Genomic DNA, 20928 nt, shown 5'->3' with positions numbered 1-20928 from the left:
TCGTACCGTCGGCGCCGGCGTTGTTGCCAAGATCATCGCTTAAGGATCGGAGAATCTAATGTCTAGCCAGAAAATCCGCATCCGCCTGAAAGCTTTCGATTACAACCTGATCGATCGCTCCGCTCAGGAAATCGTTGAAACCGCCAAGCGCACCGGCGCCGTTGTTAAAGGCCCGGTTCCGCTGCCGACCAAAATCGAGCGTTTCAACGTTCTGCGTTCCCCGCACGTGAACAAGACTTCCCGCGACCAGCTGGAAATCCGCACTCACCTGCGTCTGATGGACATCGTGGATCCGACCGACAAGACTGTTGATGCTCTGATGAAGCTCGACCTGCCGGCCGGTGTGGATGTGGAAATCAAGCTGCAGTAATCGCTTAAGTTCAAGGGTTTGCGAGCTAAGTGCTTGCGATTCTTGAATTTTCTGTGATACATTAGCGGACTCGCCATTTTGGCGAGTCCGTTTTTGTTTTTTCTGTCGTGTTTTTTATGCCGGTCAATCGTAATCGGCGCCTGAAAAAGGAAATAAACATGAGTTTAGGTCTTGTCGGTCGCAAAGTCGGCATGACCCGCATTTTTGCCGAAGATGGCGCAACCATCCCGGTAACTGTGCTGGACATGTCCGCTAACCGCGTCACGCAAATCAAAACTGCTGAAACCGACGGCTACAATGCCGTTCAGGTTACCTTTGGCTCCAAAAAGGCCAGCCGTGTTGTTAAGGCTGCCGCGGGCCACTTCGCCAAGGCTGGCGTTGAAGCAGGTCTGGGTCTGGTCGAGTTTCCGCTGACCGCCTCCGATCTGTCCAACTTCAAGCCGGGCGATGCTATCGCTGTTGAGATCTTCACCGTTGGTCAACTGGTTGATGTAACCGGCACCTCCAAAGGTAAGGGCTTCTCCGGCGTGATCAAGCGTCACAACTTCTCTTCCAACCGTGCTTCCCATGGTAACTCGCGTTCGCATAACACGCCGGGTTCCATCGGTCAGGCGCAAGATCCGGGTCGCGTTTTCCCGGGTAAGCGCATGGCGGGCCAATACGGTAACGTCAAGAGCACCGTGCAGTGCCTGGAAATCGTTCGTGTCGATGCCGAGCGTCAACTGATTCTGGTCAAAGGTGCTGTTCCCGGCGCCAAGAACGGTGACGTAGTCGTTCGTCCTAGCGTGAAGGCAGGTGCGTGATGGAATTGAATGTAATCAATACCCAAGGCAAGGCTGTTGGCAGCCTGCAAGTGTCCGACGCTCTGTTCGGCCGCGAATACAACGAAGCCCTGGTGCATCAGGTTGTTACCGCATTCCTGGCGAATGCTCGTAGCGCCAACCGCGCCCAGCTGACCCGTGCTGAAGTGAAGCACTCGACCAAGAAGCCTTTCCGTCAGAAAGGTACTGGTAACGCTCGCGCCGGTATGACTTCCACCCCGAATCGTCGTGGTGGTGGCCGTGCCTTCCCGAACAAGCCGGACGAGAACTTCACCCAGAAAGTTAACCGCAAGATGTTCCGTGCCGGCATGGCCGCGATTCTGTCGCAGCTGGTTCGCGACGAGCGTCTGATCGTGGTTGACGAGCTGAATGTTGAAAGCCCGAAGACCAAAGAATTCGTTGGCGCCGTTCAGCCCATGGGCCTGGAACAGGCTTTGTTCATCACTAGCGAACTGAGCGAAAACCTCTATCTCTCTTCGCGTAACCTGACTAACGTGCTGGTTATCGAAGCGGTTCAAGCTGACCCGTACAGCCTGTTGCGCTTCAAGAAGACCGTGATCACTCGCGACGCTGTGAAGCAACTTGAGGAGCAGTGGGCATGAACCAAGAACGTCTGTTGCAAGTAATTCTTGCTCCCATCGTTTCCGAAAAGAGCACCATGATTGCTGAGAAGAACCAGCAAATGGCGTTCCGCGTTGCTAAAGATGCGACCAAGCCGGAAATCAAGGCTGCTGTTGAAATGCTGTTCAACGTAAAAGTTGAAGGCGTTTCCACTGTCAATGTCAAAGGCAAGGTTAAGCGCTTTGGCCGTTCCATCGGTCGTCGCAGTGACTGGAAAAAGGCCTACGTTAGCCTGGTGGAAGGTCAAGAAATTGATCTGACCGCTACCCCGGCCGCAGCGGAGTAAGGAGATAGAGCATGCCTATCGTTAAGGTAAAACCGACTTCCGCGGGCCGCCGTGCCGTTGTCAAGGTAGTAAACCCTGACCTGCACAAAGGTGCTCCGCACGCAGCCCTGTTGGAAAAGAAATCTTCCACCGGTGGCCGTAACCACAATGGTCACATCACCACGCGTCATCGTGGCGGTGGCCATAAGAAGCACTACCGCATCATCGACTTCCGTCGCAACAAGGATGGCATCCCGGCGAAAGTGGAGCGCATCGAATACGATCCGAACCGCACTGCCCACATCGCCCTCCTGTGCTACGCCGATGGCGAGCGTCGCTACATCATCGCCCCGCGCGGTGTGAAGGCTGGCGCCGAGCTGTTGTCCGGCGCGGAAGCTCCGATCAAGGCCGGTAACGCACTGCCGATCCGCAACATCCCGGTGGGTACCACTATCCACTGCGTGGAAATGCAGCCTGGCAAGGGCGCCCAGATGGTTCGTTCCGCTGGCGCATCCGCAATGCTGCTGGCTCGCGAAGGCGCTTACGCTCAACTGCGTCTGCGCTCGGGCGAAATCCGCCTGGTGCATGTTGATTGCCGTGCAACTATTGGTGAAGTGGGTAACGAAGAGCACTCCCTGCGCAAGCTGGGCAAGGCTGGCGCTACTCGCTGGCGTGGTATCCGTCCGACCGTTCGTGGCGTTGCCATGAACCCGGTTGACCACCCGCATGGTGGTGGTGAAGGTCGCACTGGCGAGGGCCGCGTGCCTGTCAGCCCGTGGGGCACTCCGACTAAGGGCTTCCGTACCCGTCGCAACAAGCGTACCGACAATATGATCGTACGCCGTCGCTATTCCAAATAAAGGGTAATTGACAATGGCACGTTCGCAGAAAAAAGGCCCGTTCGTTGATCTGCATCTGCTGAAAAAAGTAGATGCGGTGCGGGCAACCAGCGACAAGCGTCCGATCAAGACTTGGTCCCGTCGTTCGACCATCCTGCCGGATTTCATTGGTCTGACCATCGCTGTACACAACGGTCGCACCCATGTGCCTGTTTATGTTTCCGAAAACATGGTCGGCCATAAACTGGGCGAATTCTCGCTGACTCGTACCTTCAAAGGCCACGCGGCCGATAAGAAGGCGAAGAAGAGATAAGGTGAAGCGATGAGAGTATCTGCAAATCTGAAAAGCGTTCGCCTGTCGGCTCAAAAATGCCGCCTGGTGGCCGATCTGATCCGCGGCAAGTCCGTTGATCAGGCTCTGAATATCTTGGCCTTCTCCCCGAAGAAGGGCGCGGTAATCATCAAGAAAGTGCTGGAATCTGCCATCGCTAACGCCGAGCACAACGAAGGCGCCGACATCGACACCCTGCGTGTCACCGGCATCTTTGTTGATAAAGGCGCTAGTCTGAAGCGTTTCACTGCCCGTGCTAAGGGTCGTGGCAACCGCATCGAAAAGCAGACCTGCCACATCTCGTTGACCGTTGGCAATTAAGGGGTAAGAAATGGGTCAGAAGATTCATCCGACGGGATTCCGTCTTGCCGTTAACAAAAACTGGTCTTCCAAGTGGTTCGCGTCCTCGCAGAACTTCCCGGAAATGCTGAAGCAGGATATCGAAGTTCGCGAATTCCTGAAAAAGCGTCTGGGTCACGCTTCGGTTGGCCGTGTGACCATCGAGCGCCCGGCTAAGTCCGCCCGCATCACCATTCATAGCGCCCGTCCGGGTGTCGTGATCGGTAAAAAAGGCGAAGACATCGAGCTGCTCAAGCAAGAACTGCAAAAGCGCCTGGGCGTTCCCGTGCATGTGAACATCGAAGAAGTTCGCAAGCCGGAACTGGATGCTCAGATCATCGCCGACGGCATCGCTTCCCAACTGGAGAAGCGCGTGATGTTCCGTCGCGCCATGAAGCGCGCGATGCAGAACGCCATGCGCATGGGCGCGCAAGGCATCAAGATCATGAGCTCCGGCCGTCTGAACGGTATCGACATCGCTCGTAGCGAATGGTACCGCGAAGGCCGCGTGCCGCTGCATACCCTGCGCGCAGACGTAGACTACGCGACCTCTGAAGCCAAGACCACCTACGGTATCATCGGCATCAAGGTATGGGTATACAAAGGTGAGCTCAAGCCGGGTCAAGTTCAGCCGGCTCCGGTAGCGACCGAGAAGAAATCGAGAAAGGGTGCCCGCAATGCTGCAGCCAACTAGACTCAAGTACCGCAAACAGCACAAAGGCCGTAACACCGGTATCGCCACTCGTGGCAACAAGGTGAGCTTTGGTGATTTCGGTCTGAAGGCTGTTGGCCGTGGTCGTCTGACCGCGCGCCAGATTGAAGCTGCGCGTCGTGCGATGACCCGTCACATCAAGCGTGGCGGCCGCATCTGGATCCGTATCTTCCCGGACAAGCCGATCACCTCCAAGCCCGCCGAAGTGCGTATGGGTGGGGGTAAGGGCTCTCCGGAGTACTACGTGGCCGAAATCCAGCCTGGCAAGATGCTGTATGAAATGGATGGTGTTTCCGAGGAACTCGCTCGCGAAGCTTTCCGTCTGGCCGCAGCCAAGTTGCCGATCGCCACTGTGTTTGTAACTAGACAGGTAGGTCAGTAATGAAAGCGTCCGAACTGAAAGCCAAAACTGTTGACGAGCTGAAGGCGGAACTGCTTAGCCTCTTGAAGGCCCAGTTTGCTCTGCGCATGCAGCACGCCACTCAGCAACTCGCCAAGACCTCTGAACTGAAGAAAGTCCGTCGCGACATCGCTCGCGTGCGCACCGTTCTGAAAGAAAAGGCAGTTTAAGATGAGCGAAACCAAAGTGGTACGTACGCTGACCGGTACCGTAGTCAGCGACAAGATGGATAAGACCGTGACCGTGCTGGTCGAGCGCAAAGTTAAGCACCCGATCTACGGCAAGATTATCCGTCGTTCCAAGAAGTTCCACGCGCACGACGAGAACAACGAGTTCAAGGCCGGCGATATCGTTGTTATCAGCGAGTCCCGTCCGCTCTCGAAGACCAAGACGTGGGTGGTAACTGCCCTGGTTGAGAAGTCCCGCCAGGTGTAAAGACTTGCGGGGGGCGAAAGTCCCCTGTATAATGGCCATCTTCCTACTCCTATCGGGTAGGAGTTCCGCCCTTACGGGGTCCAAAACTGGCCGTTGGATACGCCACAGTTTCTGTGGCGTTTCGTCTGTTTGGTCTTGCTCTTATGCGAGAAACCGGCAGGTGAGAGTGACGGATAAAGTTGGATTAGAAAGGTAATCATCAAATGATCCAAATGCAGACCATGCTTGAGGTCGCTGACAATACAGGTGCGCGTCACGTTATGTGCATCAAGGTATTGGGCGGTTCCAAGCGTCGCTATGCAAGCGTAGGCGACATCATCAAGGTGACCATCAAGGATGCTGCTCCGCGCGGTCGCGTCAAAAAAGGCGACGTGTACAACGCGGTTGTGGTGCGCACTGCCAAAGGCGTGCGTCGTCCGGATGGCTCGTTGATCAAGTTCGACGGCAATGCCGCCGTCCTGCTCAACAACAAGCTTGAGCCTATCGGCACTCGTATCTTCGGGCCTGTTACGCGTGAACTGCGTACCGAGCGCTTCATGAAGATCGTTTCGCTGGCTCCTGAAGTACTGTAAGGAGATCGCATGCGTAAAATTCGCAAGGGTGATGAAGTCGTAGTAATCACCGGCAAAGACAAGGGTAAGCGCGGCACCGTACTGCGCGTTCTGGACGAGAAACTGGTTGTTGAAGGCGTGAATGTCGCCAAGAAACACCAGAAACCGAATCCGGTGCGTGGTGTTGCCGGCGGCATCGTTGAAAAGACCATGCCTGTTGACGCATCGAACGTCGCCATTTTCAATCCGGCAAGCCAAAAGGCTGACCGCGTAGGCTTCAAGGTTCTTGAAGACGGCCGCAAGGTACGCGTGTTCAAGTCCAGCGGCGAAGTCATTGGCGCGTAAGGAACAAAACATGGCACGTCTCTACGATTTCTACAAAGACACCGTAGTGCCTGAACTGATGAAACAGTTCGGCTACAAGTCGATCATGCAAGTCCCGCGCATTGAGAAGATCACTGTGAACATGGGTGTGGGCGAAGCCGTTGCCGATAAAAAGGTAATGGATTTTGCCGTGGGCGACCTGGAAAAGATCGCCGGCCAGAAGCCGGTTGTCACCACCGCTCGCAAATCCATCGCAGGCTTCAAGATTCGTGATCACTATCCGGTAGGTTGCAAGGTAACTCTGCGTCGCGAACGCATGTACGAGTTCCTGGACCGCCTGGTGACGATCGCGCTGCCGCGCGTTCGCGACTTCCGTGGTGTTTCCGCCAAGTCTTTCGACGGCCGCGGCAACTACAACATGGGCGTTAAAGAACAGATCATCTTCCCGGAAATCGAGTACGACAAGATCGATGCTCTGCGTGGTATGAACATTACTGTTACCACCACCGCGAAGACTGACGAAGAGGCCCGCGCTCTGCTGGCCGCGTTCAAGTTCCCGTTCAAGGGTTAAGCACATGGCAAAACTTGCACTGATTCAGCGCGAAGAGAAGCGTGTCAAGCTGGCTGCAAAATTTGCTGCCAAGCGCGAAGCCCTTATCGCGACTATCAACAATCAAAGCCTCTCGGAAGAAGAGCGCTTTGCAGCCCGCCTGCAACTGCAGCAGCTGCCGCGCAATGCTTCCCCGGTTCGCCAGCGTCGTCGCTGCGCCATCACCGGTCGTCCGCGTGGCGTATTCCGCAAATTCGGTCTGGGTCGTAACAAGCTCCGTGAAATCGCTCTGAAGGGCGAAATTCCGGGGGTTGTGAAGGCCAGCTGGTAATAGGAGACACATAAATGAGCATGCACGATCCTATTTCCGATATGTTGACCCGCATCCGCAACGGCCAAATGGCTTCCAAGGTGGCAGTTTCCATGCCGTCTTCCAAGCTGAAAATTGCGCTGGCGCAGGTGCTGAAAGACGAAGGCTACATCGAAGACTTCGCCGTTGCCGGCGAAGAGAAGAAGCCTGTTCTCGATATCCAGCTCAAGTACTATGCTGGCCGTCCGGTGATTGAGCGCATTGACCGCGTTTCCCGCCCTGGCCTGCGTGTGTACAAGGGCTCCACCGAAATCCCGAAAGTCATGAATGGCTTGGGCGTGGCTATCCTGTCCACCTCCAAAGGCGTTATGACTGATCGTAAAGCACGCGCAGCCGGTATCGGCGGCGAGTTGCTGTGCGTCGTGGCTTAAGGGGGTCAAATGTCTCGCGTAGCTAAGAATCCCGTAGCCATTCCGGCTGGCGTCGAAGTGAAATTCGGCGCTGCAGAAGTGACTGTCAAGGGCGCCCTGGGCACCCTGAGCACCGCTCTGTGCGAAGAGGTAGATGTCAAGCTGGACAACGGCCAACTGACATTCGCCGCCAAGAACGACAGCAAGTTCGCACGTGCCATGTCCGGCACCCTGCGCGCGCTGCTGAACAATATGGTGACCGGCGTGTCCAAAGGCTTCGAGAAGAAGCTGCAGCTGGTAGGCGTGGGCTATCGTGCCCAGGCTCAAGGCGACACCCTGAACCTGTCTCTGGGTTTCTCTCACCCGGTGGCTCACCAAATGCCGGAAGGTATTAAGGCCGAGACCCCGACTCAGACCGAGATCCTGATCAAAGGCGCCGACAAGCAGCGCGTTGGCCAGGTCGCAGCCGAAATCCGCGCTTACCGCGCTCCCGAGCCGTATAAAGGCAAGGGCGTTCGTTACGCCGATGAGGTTGTGGTTCTGAAAGAAACCAAGAAGAAGTAAAGAGGCACTGATATGGACAAGAAACAAGCTCGACTCCGCCGCGCACGTAAAACCCGTGCCCGGATCGCGGAGCTCAAGATGGTGCGTCTCACTGTGTATCGCACCAATAGCCACATTTATGCCCAGATCGTTGATGAGACCGGCAGCAAAGTACTGGCCAGCGCTTCTTCGCTGGAAGCCGATGTACGCGCTGATCTCAAAAATGGCGGCAACGTGGCAACTGCAGCCGTGATCGGCAAGCGCATTGCTGAAAAAGCAAAAGCTGCTGGCATCGAGAAAGTTGCTTTCGACCGCTCTGGTTTCAAATACCACGGTCGCATGAAAGCGCTGGCTGACGCCGCTCGCGAACACGGTCTCGTATTCTAATTCGGAGTGAAGAATGGCTAAGCACGAAACGGAAGATCGTGGCGACGGTCTGGTCGAGAAAATGATCAGCGTCAACCGCGTCACCAAAGTGGTTAAAGGCGGCCGTATTATGGCTTTCTCCGCCTTGACCGTGGTTGGTGATGGCGATGGCGGAATCGGCATGGGTAAGGGCCGTTCCAAGGAAGTTCCGGTTGCCGTTCAAAAGGCAATGGAACAGGCTCGCCACAACATGGTTAAGGTTCCGTTGAAAAACGGCACTTTCCACCACACTGTGGTTGGCAAGCACGGTGCTACCACCGTATTCATCCAGCCCGCTAAAGAAGGTACCGGTGTGAAAGCCGGCGGCCCGATGCGCGCTATCTTTGATGCTATGGGTGTTCATAACGTCTCGGCCAAGATTCATGGTTCCACCAACCCGTACAACGTGGTGCGTGCAACCCTGGATGGTCTGAGCAACATCAACACCCCGGCGCAAATCGCCTCCAAGCGTGGCCTGAGCGTCGAGGACATCCTGGGGGTGAGCCATGAGTAACGCCAAGACTGTAAAGGTCACTCTGGTAAAGAGCCTGATCGGTCGCCTGGAGTCTCACAAGGCTTGCGCCCGTGGTCTGGGTCTGAAGAAAATTCGCCAGACTGTTGAAGTGCTCGATACCCCTGAAAACCGTGGCATGATCAACAAGATCAGCTACTTGTTGAAATTCGAGGGCTAAGAGATGCTGCTGAACACTGTACAGCCGGGTGCCGGCGCCAAGCATGCCAAGCGCCGTGTAGGCCGTGGCATCGGCAGCGGCCTGGGCAAGACTTGTGGCCGCGGTCACAAAGGTCAGAAGAGCCGTGCAGGTGGTTTCCACAAGGTTGGTTTCGAAGGCGGTCAAATGCCGCTGCAACGTCGTCTGCCGAAGCGCGGCTTCAAGTCGCTGAACGCAGGCAAGGTTGCCGAGATTCGCCTGTCCGAACTGAACCTGCTGCCGGTTGATGAAATCGACCTGCTCTCTCTCAAGCAAGCTGGTCTGGCTTCCATCCAGGCGACTTCCGCCAAGGTGGTTCTGTCCGGCAAGATTGAGCGCGCAGTAAAACTGCGCGGCGTTGGCGTAACTGCCGGCGCGCGCGCCGCCATCGAAGCTGCCGGCGGCAGCGTAGAATAAGGCAATAATCTGTGGCGAATACTTCTCTAGTGGCAAATGCCAATAAGTTTGGTGATCTCAAGCGTCGAATCTGGTTCCTGATTGGTGCCCTGATCGTTTATCGCATCGGTGCTCACATTCCGGTTCCGGGTATCAACCCTGCCGAGCTAGCGAAGTTGTTCCACTCATCGCAGACGGGCCTGCTCGACATGTTCAACATGTTCTCGGGCGGCGCCCTCTCGAGATTCACGGTGTTTGCCATTGGCATCATGCCGTATATCTCGGCCTCCATCATTCTTCAGCTTGCCTCCGAGGTTCTTCCGAGCCTCAAGCAGCTGAAGAAGGAGGGCGATGCGGGACGTCGTAAGATAACCCAGTACACACGTTACGCCACCGTTCTGCTCGCGACTTTCCAAAGTTTCGGCATTGCGGTGATGCTGTACAAGCAGCCTAACCTGGTGGTGACTCCGCAGTGGGAGTTCTACCTGACGACAGTCGTATCGCTGGTAACCGGCACCATGTTCCTCATGTGGCTGGGCGAGCAGATCACCGAGCGCGGGATCGGCAATGGTATTTCGCTGATCATCTGCGCGGGTATCGCCGCTGGCGTTCCGGCTGCGATAGGCAAGACCTTGACTCTGACCAGTCAGGGTTCTTTGCCCATCCTGTTTGCCGTCGTGTTGTTTGTCGGAGTGATCCTGGTGACCTATGTGGTGGTCTACGCTGAGCGTGGCCAACGCAAGGTCCTGGTGAACTACGCCAAGCGCCAGGTCGGTAATCGCGTCATGCAGGGCCAGAGCACGCATCTGCCGCTCAAGCTCAACATGGCGGGGGTGATTCCGCCGATTTTCGCGTCCAGCATCATCCTGTTCCCGGCCACCGTTCTCGGCTGGTTTGGTCAGGGCGAGCACATGGGCTGGTTGAAGGGCATCGCAGACAAACTGCATCCCGGTCAGCCTATCTATGTGCTGCTGTATGCGGCGGCCATCGTCTTCTTCTGCTATTTCTACACGGCGTTGGTTTTCAACCCGAAGGAAACGGCGGACAACTTGAAGAAGAGCGGTGCCTTCATCCCGGGTATTCGTCCAGGTGAGCAGACTTCCCGTTATATCGAGAAGATCATTCTGCGGCTGACGCTGATTGGTGCGATCTATATCACACTGGTCTGCTTGCTGCCGGAGTTCCTGATCCTGAAGTGGAACGTTCCGTTCTACTTTGGTGGCACATCGCTGCTGATCATCGTGGTGGTGACCATGGACTTCATGGCGCAGGTACAGTCTTACGTGCTGTCGCATCAGTACGAGAGCTTGCTGAAGAAGGCCAACTTCAAAGGCAATGCGCTCACGCGCTGACAACTTGAGCTCGCGCTGGGTTATTGGCTAAGGAAGACACCATCCAGATGCATTGCAAGATTCCGGAGTCCGCTTCGGAGTTTTGCTTGTGAATGGACACGTGGTAACCGGGTAGTTCAGGCGGGATGCGCTTGCGAAGGCAGGCGCGCCCGGTCTGGATAGCGGTCAGGAGCTAAGGGGCTGAGCCCCGGAAGTCCGGCCGGTGCCCGATAGTGTTCCGTGCGAAATAACGCACTTGCTCTTTTAGAGGATTGAAAGGAACTGACATGCGAGTACAGCCTTCGGTAAAGAAGATTTGCCGCAACTGCAAAATCATTCGTCGCAATCGCGTAGTTCGCGTGATCTGCACGGATCCGCGTCACAAGCAAAAACAAGGCTAACATTTGTTAGACCTGGATTTGCGTGATACAATCGCAAACTTTTCAAGGTCTTAAGGCTTAAGGAAAGAGTATGGCCCGTATTGCAGGGGTAAACATCCCCAATCATGCGCATGCCGTTATCGGCCTGCAGGCAATTTTCGGCATCGGTCAGACTCGCGCCCAGCAGATTTGTGCTGCTGCCAGCGTGAACCCTTCCACGAAAGTGAAGGATCTGACTGACGCTGAAATGGAAACTCTGCGTGATGAAGTGGCTAAGTTCACCGTTGAAGGTGATCTGCGCCGTGAAGTCACCATGAGCATCAAGCGTCTGATGGACATGGGCTGCTATCGCGGCTTCCGCCATCGTCGTGGCCTGCCGTGCCGCGGTCAGCGCACTCGCACTAACGCTCGTACCCGTAAGGGACCGCGTAAGGCGATCGCCGGCAAGAAGTAATTAATAGGAACAACAGATAATGGCTAAAGCAAACACAGCAGTTCGTGTACGCAAGAAAGTGCGCAAGTCTGTTAGCGAAGGCATCGTGCACGTGCACGCTTCGTTCAACAACACCATCATCACGATCACCGACCGTCAAGGCAATGCATTGTCTTGGGCTACCTCTGGCGGCGCTGGTTTCAAGGGCTCGCGCAAGAGTACACCCTTTGCTGCTCAGGTAGCAGCAGAGCACGCTGGTAAAGTTGCCCAAGAATACGGTGTGAAGAACCTCGAAGTTCGTATCAAGGGCCCGGGTCCGGGTCGTGAATCCGCTGTTCGCGCACTCAACGCGCTGGGTTTCAAGATCACCAGCATCTCCGACGTGACGCCGGTACCGCACAACGGTTGCCGTCCGCCCAAAAAACGTCGTATCTAATTCGGAGAGTGTGAGAACATGGCACGTTATATCGGCCCTAAGTGTAAGCTCGCTCGTCGTGAAGGCACCGACCTTTTCCTGAAGAGCGCGCGTCGTGCACTGGATTCCAAGTGCAAACTAGATAGCCCTCCGGGCCAGCATGGCGCTCGTAAGAGCCGCCTGTCTGACTACGGTGTGCAACTGCGTGAAAAGCAGAAAATCCGTCGTATTTACGGTGTACTCGAGCGTCAGTTCCGCAATTACTTTGCGGAAGCTGTGCGTCGCAAGGGCTCCACGGGTGAAAACCTGCTGAAGCTGCTCGAGGCCCGCCTGGACAACGTTGTATATCGCATGGGCTTTGGCTCCACTCGCGCCGAAGCGCGCCAGCTGGTTAGCCACAAGGCTATCGTTGTGAACGGCCAGGTTGTGAACATTCCGTCCTACCAGGTTAAAGCCGGTGACGTAGTGTCCGTCCGTGAAAAAGCCAAGAAACAGGCCCGTATCGTAGAAGGTCTGGCTCTGGCCGAGCAGGGTGGTTTCCCGTCTTGGGTCCTGGTTGACTCCAAGAAAATGGAAGGCACTTTCAAATCCGCTCCGGAACGTTCCGAACTGTCTAGCGATATCAACGAACAACTCGTTGTGGAATTCTACTCCAAGTAATCGCTAGCTCTTAGGGAATGACTATGCAAAACAGCGCTTCGGAATTTCTGAAACCTCGTCTTATCGACGTTCAGCCGGTTTCCGCCACTCACGCTCGTGTGTCGATGGAGCCGTTCGAGCGCGGCTACGCTCATACTCTGGGTAACTCGCTGCGCCGTATCCTGCTGTCGTCGATGCCGGGCTATGCTCCGACCGAAGTGACTATCGCTGGCGTTTTGCATGAGTATTCCGCACTTGATGGCGTGCGCGAGGATGTCGTTGACATCCTCCTCAACCTCAAGGGCGTAGTGCTTAAGCTGCATGGTCGTGACAGTGTTGTGCTGTCCTTGAAAAAGGACGGCGAAGGCGCTGTCTTGGCTGGCGATATCGAACTGCCGCACGATGTGGAAGTGATCAATCCGGACCACGTGATTTGTCACATCTCCTCTGGCGGTAAGATCGACATGGAGATCAAGATCGAAAAAGGCCGCGGCTATCAGCCGGTGTCGGTTCGATCCAATCATGAAGACAACCGTTCCATCGGTACCATTCAACTGGATGCTTCCTTCTCGCCGGTTCGCCGCGTGAGCTTTGCTGTGGAAAGCGCCCGTGTTGAGCAGCGTACCGACCTCGACCGCCTGGTTCTCGATATCGAGACCAATGGCGTGATCGAGCCGGAACAGGCAGTGCGCAACGCTGCCCGTATTCTGATGGATCAACTGTCGATCTTTGCCGATCTCCAAGGCACAGCGGTTGAAGAAGTCGTTGAAAAGGCGCCGCCGATCGATCCGATCCTGCTGCGTCCGGTAGACGATCTTGAACTGACGGTTCGTTCGGCCAACTGCCTGAAAGCTGAGAACATTTATTACATCGGCGATCTGATCCAGCGTACTGAAACCGAGCTTCTGAAGACTCCGAACCTCGGCCGCAAGTCGCTGAACGAGATCAAGGAAGTTCTCGCTTCCAAAGGCCTGACTCTCGGCATGAAGCTCGAGAATTGGCCGCCTGCTGGCCTCGAAAAGCCGTAAGGTTTGAGATAAAAGGACATTAACAATGCGTCATCGTTACAGTAATCGTAAACTGAACCGCACGACCAGCCATCGTCTGGCGATGCTGCGCAACATGGCGAACTCGCTGCTGAAGCACGAAGTTATCGTGACCACGCTGCCGAAAGCCAAGGAACTGCGTCGTGTGGCCGAGCCGCTGATCACGCTCGGCAAAAAGCCGTCTCTCGCCAACCGTCGTCTGGCGTTTGACCGCACTCGTGACCGCGATATCGTGGTTAAACTCTTCGACGTTCTCGGCCCGCGCTTCTCCGCCCGCAATGGTGGTTATGTGCGTATCCTGAAGTACGGTTTCCGCAAGGGCGACAACGCCCCGATGGCTCTGGTAGAGCTGGTGGACCGTCCGGAAGATGCCGTAGCGGTTGAAGACAACTCCGCCGAGTAATCGACGAAGTTGAGGAAAAAGCCAGGCGCAAGCCTGGCTTTTTTCATTGCCGGAAAAGAAAAGACCCGCCTTGAGCGGGTTTTTTCTTTTGGCGGCGCCCAGCGGAGCCGGCGTGCTTAAAAGATCGACAAACCGGTACGCGTGGTGAAACGATCCAGCGCTTCCAGGCCCAACACCGAATTGCCCTTGCCATCCAGCTCCGGGCTCCATACCGCGATGCTCATCTTGCCGGGGATGATGGCGAGCATGCCGCCGCCAACGCCGCTTTTCACCGGCAGGCCGACGCGGTAGGCGAACTCGCCGGCGGCATCGTAAGTGCCGCAAGTCAGCATGACCGCGTTGATCTGTTTGGCCTGACTGCGGCTCAGCGTTTGCCGGCCGTCTCGGGTAACGCCGCGGTTGGCCAGAAACAGGCCGGCATTGGCCAGTTCCACGCAGTTCATCACGATGCTGCAGCTGTTGAAATACTGCTGCAGCACGGTTTCGACGTCGTTGTCGAGGTTGTGATAGCTCTTCATGAAGTGAGCCAGCGCCGCGTTGCGGTGGCCGTGCGCGCGCTCGGATTCGGCTACGCGGGCATTGCCGCACAGGGTGGCATTGCCGGACTCCTGGCGCAGGCGGGCCAATAAGGCGCCATGAGCGTCGCCGAAGTGGCTGATCGCTCGGTCGGTGACCACCAGGGCGCCGGCATTGATGAAGGGGTTGCGCGGCACCCCATCCTCGTACTCCAGCTGCACCAGGGAATTGAAGGGATTGCCGGAAGGTTCCTTGCCGACATGACGCCACAGCGTATCGCCCTCGGCCTCCAGTGTCAGCGCCAACATGAAGGCCTTGGAAATGCTCTGGATGGAAAAGGGGGTGGCCGCATCGCCGCAGCGATAATGCCGACCGTCCAGCGTGGTGATGGCCATGCCGAATTGGCGCGGCGCCACTTCGGCCAGCGCCGGAATGTAGTCGGCGACGCGGCCCTGGCCGTAATAGGCGGCGACTTCGCGTTGGATTTGATCAATGATGACTTGCAAATTCATGAATCTATTCAGCATAAAGCGGTAACAACGCCGGCGAACCGGCGTCGGGGTCAAAACTCGTAGCGGCTTTCCAGCACGCGGAACTCCGCGCCCAGCTCCAGCGCGCCTTCATTGCGCGGCACCAGGTTGACGCCGAAACAGACCCCTTCCGGCAAGGTGCGGATGCTGACCAGGGTGCGTAGTGGCTGCTGTTCCGGCGATTTGATCCCGGTATCCGGGTCCACCGTGGTCAGTACGCAGCGGCTACAGGGCTTGGCCACGTCGAACACCACATCGCCGATCTGAATCACCTTCCAATCGTCCTCTTCCCAGGCGTACTCGCCGCTTACCACCAGATTGGGACGGAAGTGGCGCAGCGATACCGGCTGGTCCAACTCATCGTTCAGCGCGTCCAGCGAGGCCTGGTTCACCAGTAGATAAGGATAGCCATCGGCGAAGGACATCGCATGCTCGCTGTCCTTTAGCCGGCGCTGCGACTGCATGCCCAGCCACAGCAATTGGCAGGGCTCGCCCAGCAGCTCGCTGAACCAGTGGTCGACGGCCCGGTCGCCATGGTAGGCGGTAAAGCTGTCCTTCCATACCGTGGCTGCGGCTTCTTGCTGGTACTGGGTGCTCATTGCCAGGATGGGGGGCTTGCCGGGATATTTGAACAGCGCGCCGCCGGGAATCAGGTCCACTTCCACGCGCACCAGCTGCGGATGCGAGCGCGCGGTGAAAAAGCGGCCGTTATCGCCGGCGAGCAGCCATTCGCGGTCATGCAGCAAACCCTGCTTGCTGGCGTAGGCTCGGCTATAAGAGATGCCACGGCAGGACTTCAATGGATGGACGAACATTTCTACGAGTTGCATAGGGGCTCCGCTAGGCTGGATGTCCACATCTTATCACTGTGGCCGGAGAGTCAGAAAATCCCACAGCCGACGATCCTGGCTGAAAGCAACGTTGAAGCGCAGCCAGTCGGAACGCATGCCGTGAGCGCGGAATAAATGGCCGGGCGCCAGCAGGATCTGCCGCAGCTGCGCCTGCTCGGCCAGGCTGGTCGCGTCCAGCTCGCTGGGCGGACGCGCCAGGATGAATAGGCCGTTGGCCGGGCGAGCGAACAACTGCCAGCCGTGCTCGGTGAATAGTTGCTGACATTGGGCCTGGGCTTCGGCTAGCCGCGAACGCAGGCGCTCCAGCTGGCGGCGGTAACGGCCCTCGCTGATCAGCTCCAGTGCCAGCCGTTCATTCAACTCCGGCGAGGTCAGCCCCGACATCATCTTGTAGTGAACGACGCGCTCCAGTAGTTCGGCCGGCCCGGCCAGATAACCGACGCGCAGGCCGGGTGACAGCGATTTGGAAAAACTGTCGATGTAGAGCACGCGCTTGAGTCCGTCCAGCGCCGCCAATGTTTGCTGGCGGCCGGCGGCGAAATCGCCGGAGACATTGTCCTCCACGATCAGGAAATCGTGTTCCTCGGCCAGCCGCAGCACTTGGTGGGCAATGGACGGCGCGTAGCTGGCGCCGGTGGGGTTTTGCAGCCAGGGATTGGTGAAGAAGGCCCGTGGCCGATGCTGGCGCAGCAACGCGCGCAGTTGTTCGAGATCGGGCCCGTGCTCGGTCCACGGCACCGGCACCAGCTTGAACTCGCGGAAGGCCAGGCAGGACAGCAGATTGCAATAGCCGGGATCGTCGACCAGCACGGTGTCGCCGGCCTGCAGCAGCGCGCAGGCCGCCATGTCCAGCGCGCGGCTGGCGCCCTGGGTCAGCACGATATCGTCGGCACGCGCCGCGATGCCGCGTTCCGCCAGACGCTCGGCCAATTGTTCGCGCAGCGGCAGATAACCCTTGGGGTCGCCGTAGCCGGGCGCGGCAATGGCGTCGCGCGCCAGTTGGCGCAAGGCTTTTTGCTGGGCCTCGGCATCGTACCAGTGCGAGGGCAGCCAGCCGCAGCCGGCGAACAAGGTATTGGCGTCCTGCTGATAGATCTTGCGCAGCAGCCAGTATTCGTCCACCGGCCACACGCGCGGCGGCGGCGCCTGCCGAGGTGTCTGGGCTTCGCGCCGCGCTTCGACGTAGAAACCGGAACCGCGCCGCGCTTCGAGATAGCCCAGGGTGACCAGCCGGTCGTAAGCCTCGACAACGGTGAAGGGGCTGACGTCAAGTTCCCTGGCCATGCTGCGAATAGATGGGATTTTTGCGCCATTGCGCCATTGTCCGCATTGGATGGCCGAAATAGCTGAATTGACGATGTTTTCAACCAAGGTAATGCCATCTTCAGGCATAAGACGAAAATTGGCCATGGCGCATTATTTCGACAGCATTGAGATAGGGTCTGTCCGTTGGGAACAGCTTGTGATAAATATCACGTCATAAACCGGATGGCATGACCGGCTTGCCGAGTACACAGTTTTTTATTGAGCTTTAGGTACTGAACGGCTAAGACAAGGGAAGGACATCCGGTATCGAGAATGATCATAACAGTGCTTGGCCGGACATTGATAATCAATCAGGGCAAGCCAAGTCGAATTGGGGATGGAGGTCGGAAATGCGCTCCTTGCGGGTAAAATTGATTGTATTCATCGCGGTGCTGCTGGTTTTGCTGGGCGCCATTATCACGACGCTGGTCTATACCCAGATGCGCAATGAAATTGTCCAGGGCGTGGACAATGAGCTATCCAGCACCTCGCGCGGCTACGCCAACCTGGTCAAGGATTGGTATGGCAGCAAGGTCAAGGTGGTGATTGCCGGCAACCCGGTGGTGGGCACCCCGGAACCGATGCCGACGCTGGCGCGCCTGAGCCAGGCCGGCGGCTACGACATGACCTATATCGGCACCGCCGATCACAAGATGATACGTTCCGATTTCAAACCGCAGCCGGCGGGTTACGATCCGGTGGCGCGGCCCTGGTATCAGCAGGCCCAGGCCAGCGGCAAGCCGGGCGTGTCCGATCCCTATGTCGACTTCGACACCAAGAAACTGGTGGTGACCTTTGTATCCCCGGTGTTCGACGGCTCCACGCTGAAGGCGGTGGTGGGCGGCGACATCTTCATCGACGACCTGGTCAAGACCGTGTTGTCCGCCAAACTGCGCGGCAATGGCTACGCCTTCCTGGTGGACAAGAGCGGCAAGGTGATTGCTCATCCGGACACCACGCTGACGCTTAAGCCGCTGGCGGAAAAAGTGCCGGCGCTGACCGGCGAGAAACTGGTGCAGCTGTCCACCAGCAGCGCGATGGAAGAGATCGAAGTCAACGGAGAAGCCAAGCTGGTGCAAGTGGATCCGGTGGAAGGCACCAACTGGCTGCTGGGGGTGATGATAGATAAGTCCGTGGTCAGCGAACCGCTGGAAAAGCTGCTGCTGACCGTGGTGGGTCTGGGGGCATTGTGCGTGGTGGTGCTGATCCCGGTGGCCAGCGTGATGCTGAGCAAGATGCTGGCCGGCCTGGGTCGCCTGCGCAACGCAATGCTGGAAATCTCCAAGGGCGAGGGCGACCTGACCCGCCGCATCGAAGTGCAGGGCCAGGATGAGATCGCCGAAACCGCGACCGCGTTCAACAGCTTCATCCAGCGTTTGCAAAGCATGTTCATCGCGGTGCGCACCGAGGCGGAAAACGTCACCAGCGGCGTGCAGAGCGTGGCCACCACGGTGGATCAGGTGGCGCGGGATTCACGGCAGATTTCCGACGTGTCCAGTTCCAACGCCGCGACGCTGGAAGAGATCACCGTCAGCATCTCCCATATCGCCGATGCCGCGCGCGAAGCGGATTCGCTGGTCAATCACACCGGTACCGTGTCCAGCGAAAGCGCCAACGAAATGCAGCGCATCTCCCGCGAGATGAACAGCACGGTGGAAGCGGTGAAGGGCTTGTCCGGCATGTTGGTGTCGCTGGACCAGCGTTCGCAGCAGATCAGCGGCATCACCAATGTGATCAAGGACATTGCCGATCAGACCAACCTGCTGGCCTTGAACGCGGCGATCGAGGCGGCGCGCGCCGGCGAGATGGGCCGCGGCTTCGCGGTGGTGGCGGACGAGGTGCGCAAGCTGGCCGAGCGCACCGGCCAGGCCACGGTGGAAATCTCCGGCATGGTCAGCACCATCCGCGAGGAAACCAGCCAGGCGGTGACCAATATGCAGCGCACCGTCAGCTCGGTGGACGATGGCGTGGAGCTGACCGGCAGCGCGGTGCAGCGCATCGAGCAGATCCAGCAGGCGATGCAGGAAGTGATGGCCAAGATGAACGAGATCACCTTGTCCACCAGCGAACAGCACAAGGCCACCACCGTGATCGCGCAGAGCACCGAGCAGATCAACGGCCGCATCGTCGACAGCGACGGCGCGCTGCAGACCGTGCACGACACCTTGAACGATCTGGCGCAGACGGCGAAGGATATGCGACAGCTGTTCTCCAGCTTCCGCGTTTAAGCGAGCTGGCACGACACAGGAAACCCGGCTGCGGCCGGGTTTTTTCATGGCTGGCGGCGGTAACCGTATTGGTGTTTTCGCCGATACGGGATGCTGAAAAACAGCACAAACTGTACCTGTAATTGTATTGGTCGCGCGGCTAGATTAGTTGTCATCATTCGGCAGAAAGCCAGGGGAGACAACGATGGAGCAGCTGCAGATGGACGCGTACTGGATGCCGTTCACCGCCAATCGCCAGTTCAAGAGCGCGCCGCGCATGCTGGTGAGCGCCGACGGCATGTATTACACCGACGACCAGGGCCGCCAGATCCTGGACGGCAGCGCCGGCCTGTGGTGCGTGACCGCCGGCCACAACCGCAAGCCCATCGTCGAAGCGGTGCAGCGCCAGGTGGCGACGCTGGATTACGCGCCGCCGTTCCAGATGGCCCACCCCAAGGCTTTCGAGGCCGCCGACAAGCTGGTGGCGATGGCGCCCAAGGGCTTGAGCAAGGCCTTCTTCGTCGGCTCCGGTTCGGAGGCGGTGGACACCGCGTTGAAGATGGCGGTGGCTTACCACCGCGTGCGCGGCGACGCCGCCCGCGTCAAGCTGATCGGCCGCGAGCGCGGCTATCACGGTGTCAACTTCGGTGGCATCTCGGTGGGCGGCATGGCCGGCAACCGCAAGCATTTTCCGGTGTCCTTGCCGGCGGTGGACCATCTGCGCAGCACCCATGATCTGGCGCGCAACGCCTTCAGCCGCGGCGAGCCGGAGCATGGCGCCGAGTTCGCCGACGAACTGGAAGCGCGCATCCTGACCCTGCACGACCCATCCACCATCGCCGCCGTCATCGTCGAGCCTATGGGCGGCTCCACCGGCGTGCTGATCCCGCCCAAGGGCTATTTGCGGCGCTTGCGCGAAATCTGCGACCGCTACGGCATCCTGCTGATCTTCGACGAGGTGATCACCGGCTTCGGCCGCCTGGGCGCGGACTGGGCGGCCAACAAGTTCGGCGTGCTGCCGGACATCATCACCTGCGCCAAGGGTCTGACCAACGGCGTGGTGCCTATGGGCGCGCTGCTGCTGAAGCCGGAGATCCACGACGCCTTCATGGCCGCCGCCGGCGAACGCATGATCGAGTTTCCGCACGGCTACACTTATTCCGCCCACCCGCTGGCCTGCGCCGCGGCGATCGCCTCGCTGGATCTGTACCGCGAGGAGCAGTTGTTCGAGCGCGCCGCCGGCCTGTCCGCTTATTTCGAGGAGCGCGCGCACGCCTTGCGCGGTCAGCCCTATGTCAAGGACATCCGCAATCTGGGCCTGGTGGCCGGCATCGAGCTGGACAGCCGCCCCGGCGCCGCTGGGCAGCGCGGTTTCGACGTCTTCCTCAAGTGCTGGGAGCAAGGCGTGCTGCTGCGCTTCACCGGCGACATCCTGGCGGTATCGCCGCCCTTGATCATCGAAAAGCATGAGATCGACCGGCTGTTCGACACCATCGCCACCGCCTTGCGCGCCTGCGAATAAGCGCGGCGCCGAACACTC

The 20928-nt window shown here is 58.1% G+C and carries 33 protein-coding genes; 30 read left to right on the top strand and 3 right to left on the bottom strand.

The window, feature by feature from the left end; all coding sequences use genetic code 11:
* Positions 1–58 precede the first annotated feature (58 nt).
* From rpsJ to rplQ, 28 genes are all read left to right on the top strand, one after another.
* Entirely contained in the window at positions 59–370 is a 312-nt protein-coding gene (rpsJ, locus tag VI26_RS22170) for a 30S ribosomal protein S10 (protein ID WP_011137734.1), read from the top strand.
* A 158-nt stretch (positions 371–528) separates the two neighbouring features.
* Entirely contained in the window at positions 529–1173 is a 645-nt protein-coding gene (gene rplC / locus VI26_RS22165; RefSeq protein WP_048411926.1) for a 50S ribosomal protein L3, read from the top strand.
* Positions 1173–1793 (top strand): 50S ribosomal protein L4, encoded by a 621-nt coding sequence (gene rplD, locus VI26_RS22160; protein ID WP_048411925.1) that lies wholly within the window; start codon positions 1173–1175, stop codon positions 1791–1793. Before rplC ends, rplD begins: the two co-directional genes overlap by 1 nt.
* Positions 1790–2098 (top strand): 50S ribosomal protein L23, encoded by a 309-nt coding sequence (gene rplW, locus VI26_RS22155; RefSeq protein WP_019100830.1) that lies wholly within the window; start codon positions 1790–1792, stop codon positions 2096–2098. Before rplD ends, rplW begins: the two co-directional genes overlap by 4 nt.
* Before the next feature lie 11 nt (positions 2099–2109).
* Entirely contained in the window at positions 2110–2937 is an 828-nt protein-coding gene (gene rplB, locus VI26_RS22150) for a 50S ribosomal protein L2 (protein ID WP_048411924.1), read from the top strand.
* A gap of 13 nt (positions 2938–2950) precedes the next feature.
* Positions 2951–3229: a 30S ribosomal protein S19 gene (gene rpsS, locus VI26_RS22145; protein WP_019099947.1), complete on the top strand. Its 279-nt coding sequence runs from the start codon at positions 2951–2953 to the stop codon at positions 3227–3229.
* 9 nt (positions 3230–3238) lie between these two features.
* A complete protein-coding gene (rplV, locus tag VI26_RS22140) occupies positions 3239–3568 on the top strand; it encodes a 50S ribosomal protein L22 (protein ID WP_019099946.1) in 330 nt (109 codons plus the stop codon).
* Positions 3569–3578: 10 nt separating this feature from the next.
* A complete protein-coding gene (gene rpsC / locus VI26_RS22135) occupies positions 3579–4280 on the top strand; it encodes a 30S ribosomal protein S3 (RefSeq protein WP_048411923.1) in 702 nt (233 codons plus the stop codon).
* Positions 4264–4680 (top strand): 50S ribosomal protein L16, encoded by a 417-nt coding sequence (gene rplP, locus VI26_RS22130; RefSeq protein ID WP_019101458.1) that lies wholly within the window; start codon positions 4264–4266, stop codon positions 4678–4680. The genes rpsC and rplP overlap by 17 nt, the downstream gene beginning before the upstream one ends.
* Positions 4680–4868 carry a 50S ribosomal protein L29 gene (gene rpmC / locus VI26_RS22125; protein ID WP_011137725.1) on the top strand — a complete coding sequence of 63 codons (189 nt, stop codon included), beginning with the start codon at positions 4680–4682 and terminating at the stop codon, positions 4866–4868. The genes rplP and rpmC overlap by 1 nt, the downstream gene beginning before the upstream one ends.
* A gap of 1 nt (position 4869) precedes the next feature.
* On the top strand, positions 4870–5133 hold the full coding sequence (gene rpsQ / locus VI26_RS22120) for a 30S ribosomal protein S17 (protein WP_043594104.1): 264 nt from the start codon (positions 4870–4872) through the stop codon (positions 5131–5133).
* Positions 5134–5336: 203 nt separating this feature from the next.
* A complete protein-coding gene (gene rplN, locus VI26_RS22115) occupies positions 5337–5705 on the top strand; it encodes a 50S ribosomal protein L14 (protein WP_019104491.1) in 369 nt (122 codons plus the stop codon).
* Between the two features lie 9 nt (positions 5706–5714).
* On the top strand, positions 5715–6029 hold the full coding sequence (gene rplX / locus VI26_RS22110) for a 50S ribosomal protein L24 (protein WP_043579388.1): 315 nt from the start codon (positions 5715–5717) through the stop codon (positions 6027–6029).
* 10 nt (positions 6030–6039) lie between these two features.
* Positions 6040–6579: a 50S ribosomal protein L5 gene (rplE, locus tag VI26_RS22105; protein ID WP_019104493.1), complete on the top strand. Its 540-nt coding sequence runs from the start codon at positions 6040–6042 to the stop codon at positions 6577–6579.
* 4 nt (positions 6580–6583) lie between these two features.
* On the top strand, positions 6584–6889 hold the full coding sequence (rpsN, locus tag VI26_RS24130; RefSeq protein ID WP_081546296.1) for a 30S ribosomal protein S14: 306 nt from the start codon (positions 6584–6586) through the stop codon (positions 6887–6889).
* 14 nt (positions 6890–6903) lie between these two features.
* Entirely contained in the window at positions 6904–7299 is a 396-nt protein-coding gene (gene rpsH, locus VI26_RS22095; protein ID WP_048411921.1) for a 30S ribosomal protein S8, read from the top strand.
* 9 nt (positions 7300–7308) lie between these two features.
* The gene (gene rplF, locus VI26_RS22090; RefSeq protein ID WP_048411920.1) at positions 7309–7842 is read left to right on the top strand and encodes a 50S ribosomal protein L6; all 534 of its coding nucleotides are present in this window, start codon (positions 7309–7311) and stop codon (positions 7840–7842) included.
* Between the two features lie 12 nt (positions 7843–7854).
* Entirely contained in the window at positions 7855–8208 is a 354-nt protein-coding gene (rplR, locus tag VI26_RS22085; protein WP_048411919.1) for a 50S ribosomal protein L18, read from the top strand.
* Between the two features lie 13 nt (positions 8209–8221).
* Positions 8222–8740: a 30S ribosomal protein S5 gene (rpsE, locus tag VI26_RS22080; RefSeq protein ID WP_043594101.1), complete on the top strand. Its 519-nt coding sequence runs from the start codon at positions 8222–8224 to the stop codon at positions 8738–8740.
* Positions 8733–8918: a 50S ribosomal protein L30 gene (gene rpmD, locus VI26_RS22075; RefSeq protein ID WP_011137715.1), complete on the top strand. Its 186-nt coding sequence runs from the start codon at positions 8733–8735 to the stop codon at positions 8916–8918. Before rpsE ends, rpmD begins: the two co-directional genes overlap by 8 nt.
* 3 nt (positions 8919–8921) lie before the next feature.
* Positions 8922–9353 carry a 50S ribosomal protein L15 gene (rplO, locus tag VI26_RS22070; RefSeq protein WP_019102768.1) on the top strand — a complete coding sequence of 144 codons (432 nt, stop codon included), beginning with the start codon at positions 8922–8924 and terminating at the stop codon, positions 9351–9353.
* An 11-nt stretch (positions 9354–9364) separates the two neighbouring features.
* Positions 9365–10684 carry a preprotein translocase subunit SecY gene (gene secY, locus VI26_RS22065; protein WP_048411918.1) on the top strand — a complete coding sequence of 440 codons (1320 nt, stop codon included), beginning with the start codon at positions 9365–9367 and terminating at the stop codon, positions 10682–10684.
* A gap of 266 nt (positions 10685–10950) precedes the next feature.
* Positions 10951–11064, top strand: coding sequence for a 50S ribosomal protein L36 (gene rpmJ / locus VI26_RS24125; protein WP_011137711.1), 114 nt, complete (start codon positions 10951–10953; stop codon positions 11062–11064).
* A 70-nt stretch (positions 11065–11134) separates the two neighbouring features.
* Positions 11135–11497, top strand: coding sequence for a 30S ribosomal protein S13 (gene rpsM / locus VI26_RS22060; protein WP_048411917.1), 363 nt, complete (start codon positions 11135–11137; stop codon positions 11495–11497).
* A gap of 19 nt (positions 11498–11516) precedes the next feature.
* Positions 11517–11912: a 30S ribosomal protein S11 gene (gene rpsK / locus VI26_RS22055; RefSeq protein ID WP_008955659.1), complete on the top strand. Its 396-nt coding sequence runs from the start codon at positions 11517–11519 to the stop codon at positions 11910–11912.
* 18 nt (positions 11913–11930) lie between these two features.
* Positions 11931–12551 (top strand): 30S ribosomal protein S4, encoded by a 621-nt coding sequence (gene rpsD / locus VI26_RS24120; protein ID WP_043594097.1) that lies wholly within the window; start codon positions 11931–11933, stop codon positions 12549–12551.
* 23 nt (positions 12552–12574) lie between these two features.
* Positions 12575–13558 (top strand): DNA-directed RNA polymerase subunit alpha, encoded by a 984-nt coding sequence (rpoA, locus tag VI26_RS22045; RefSeq protein ID WP_039755788.1) that lies wholly within the window; start codon positions 12575–12577, stop codon positions 13556–13558.
* Positions 13559–13583: 25 nt separating this feature from the next.
* Entirely contained in the window at positions 13584–13979 is a 396-nt protein-coding gene (rplQ, locus tag VI26_RS22040; protein ID WP_048411916.1) for a 50S ribosomal protein L17, read from the top strand.
* A 116-nt stretch (positions 13980–14095) separates the two neighbouring features.
* Here the strand turns inward: rplQ and VI26_RS22035 are convergent, their stop codons facing one another.
* Genes VI26_RS22035 through VI26_RS22025 form a run of 3 tightly spaced genes read right to left on the bottom strand, consistent with a single transcriptional unit; the run spans position 14096 to position 17268 of the window.
* Positions 14096–15007, bottom strand: coding sequence for a glutaminase (locus VI26_RS22035; RefSeq protein ID WP_048411915.1), 912 nt, complete (start codon positions 15005–15007; stop codon positions 14096–14098).
* Between the two features lie 50 nt (positions 15008–15057).
* Positions 15058–15855, bottom strand: coding sequence for an MOSC domain-containing protein (locus VI26_RS22030; RefSeq protein WP_048411914.1), 798 nt, complete (start codon positions 15853–15855; stop codon positions 15058–15060).
* Between the two features lie 33 nt (positions 15856–15888).
* Positions 15889–17268, bottom strand: a complete 1380-nt coding sequence (locus VI26_RS22025) for a PLP-dependent aminotransferase family protein (protein ID WP_255360831.1) — start codon at positions 17266–17268, stop codon at positions 15889–15891.
* A 284-nt stretch (positions 17269–17552) separates the two neighbouring features.
* Here VI26_RS22025 and VI26_RS22020 point away from each other — a divergent pair, with 284 nt between their 5' ends.
* The gene (locus VI26_RS22020; RefSeq protein WP_231581088.1) at positions 17553–19409 is read left to right on the top strand and encodes a methyl-accepting chemotaxis protein; all 1857 of its coding nucleotides are present in this window, start codon (positions 17553–17555) and stop codon (positions 19407–19409) included.
* A 184-nt stretch (positions 19410–19593) separates the two neighbouring features.
* A complete protein-coding gene (locus VI26_RS22015) occupies positions 19594–20910 on the top strand; it encodes an aspartate aminotransferase family protein (RefSeq protein ID WP_048411911.1) in 1317 nt (438 codons plus the stop codon).
* Positions 20911–20928 lie beyond the last annotated feature (18 nt).

It is taken from the genome of Chromobacterium sp. LK1 (assembly GCF_001043555.1).
Lineage (GTDB): Bacteria > Pseudomonadota > Gammaproteobacteria > Burkholderiales > Chromobacteriaceae > Chromobacterium > Chromobacterium aquaticum.
The sequence above is the reverse complement of the archived record's forward strand: the minus strand, read 5'-3'. Positions and strand labels throughout refer to the sequence as shown.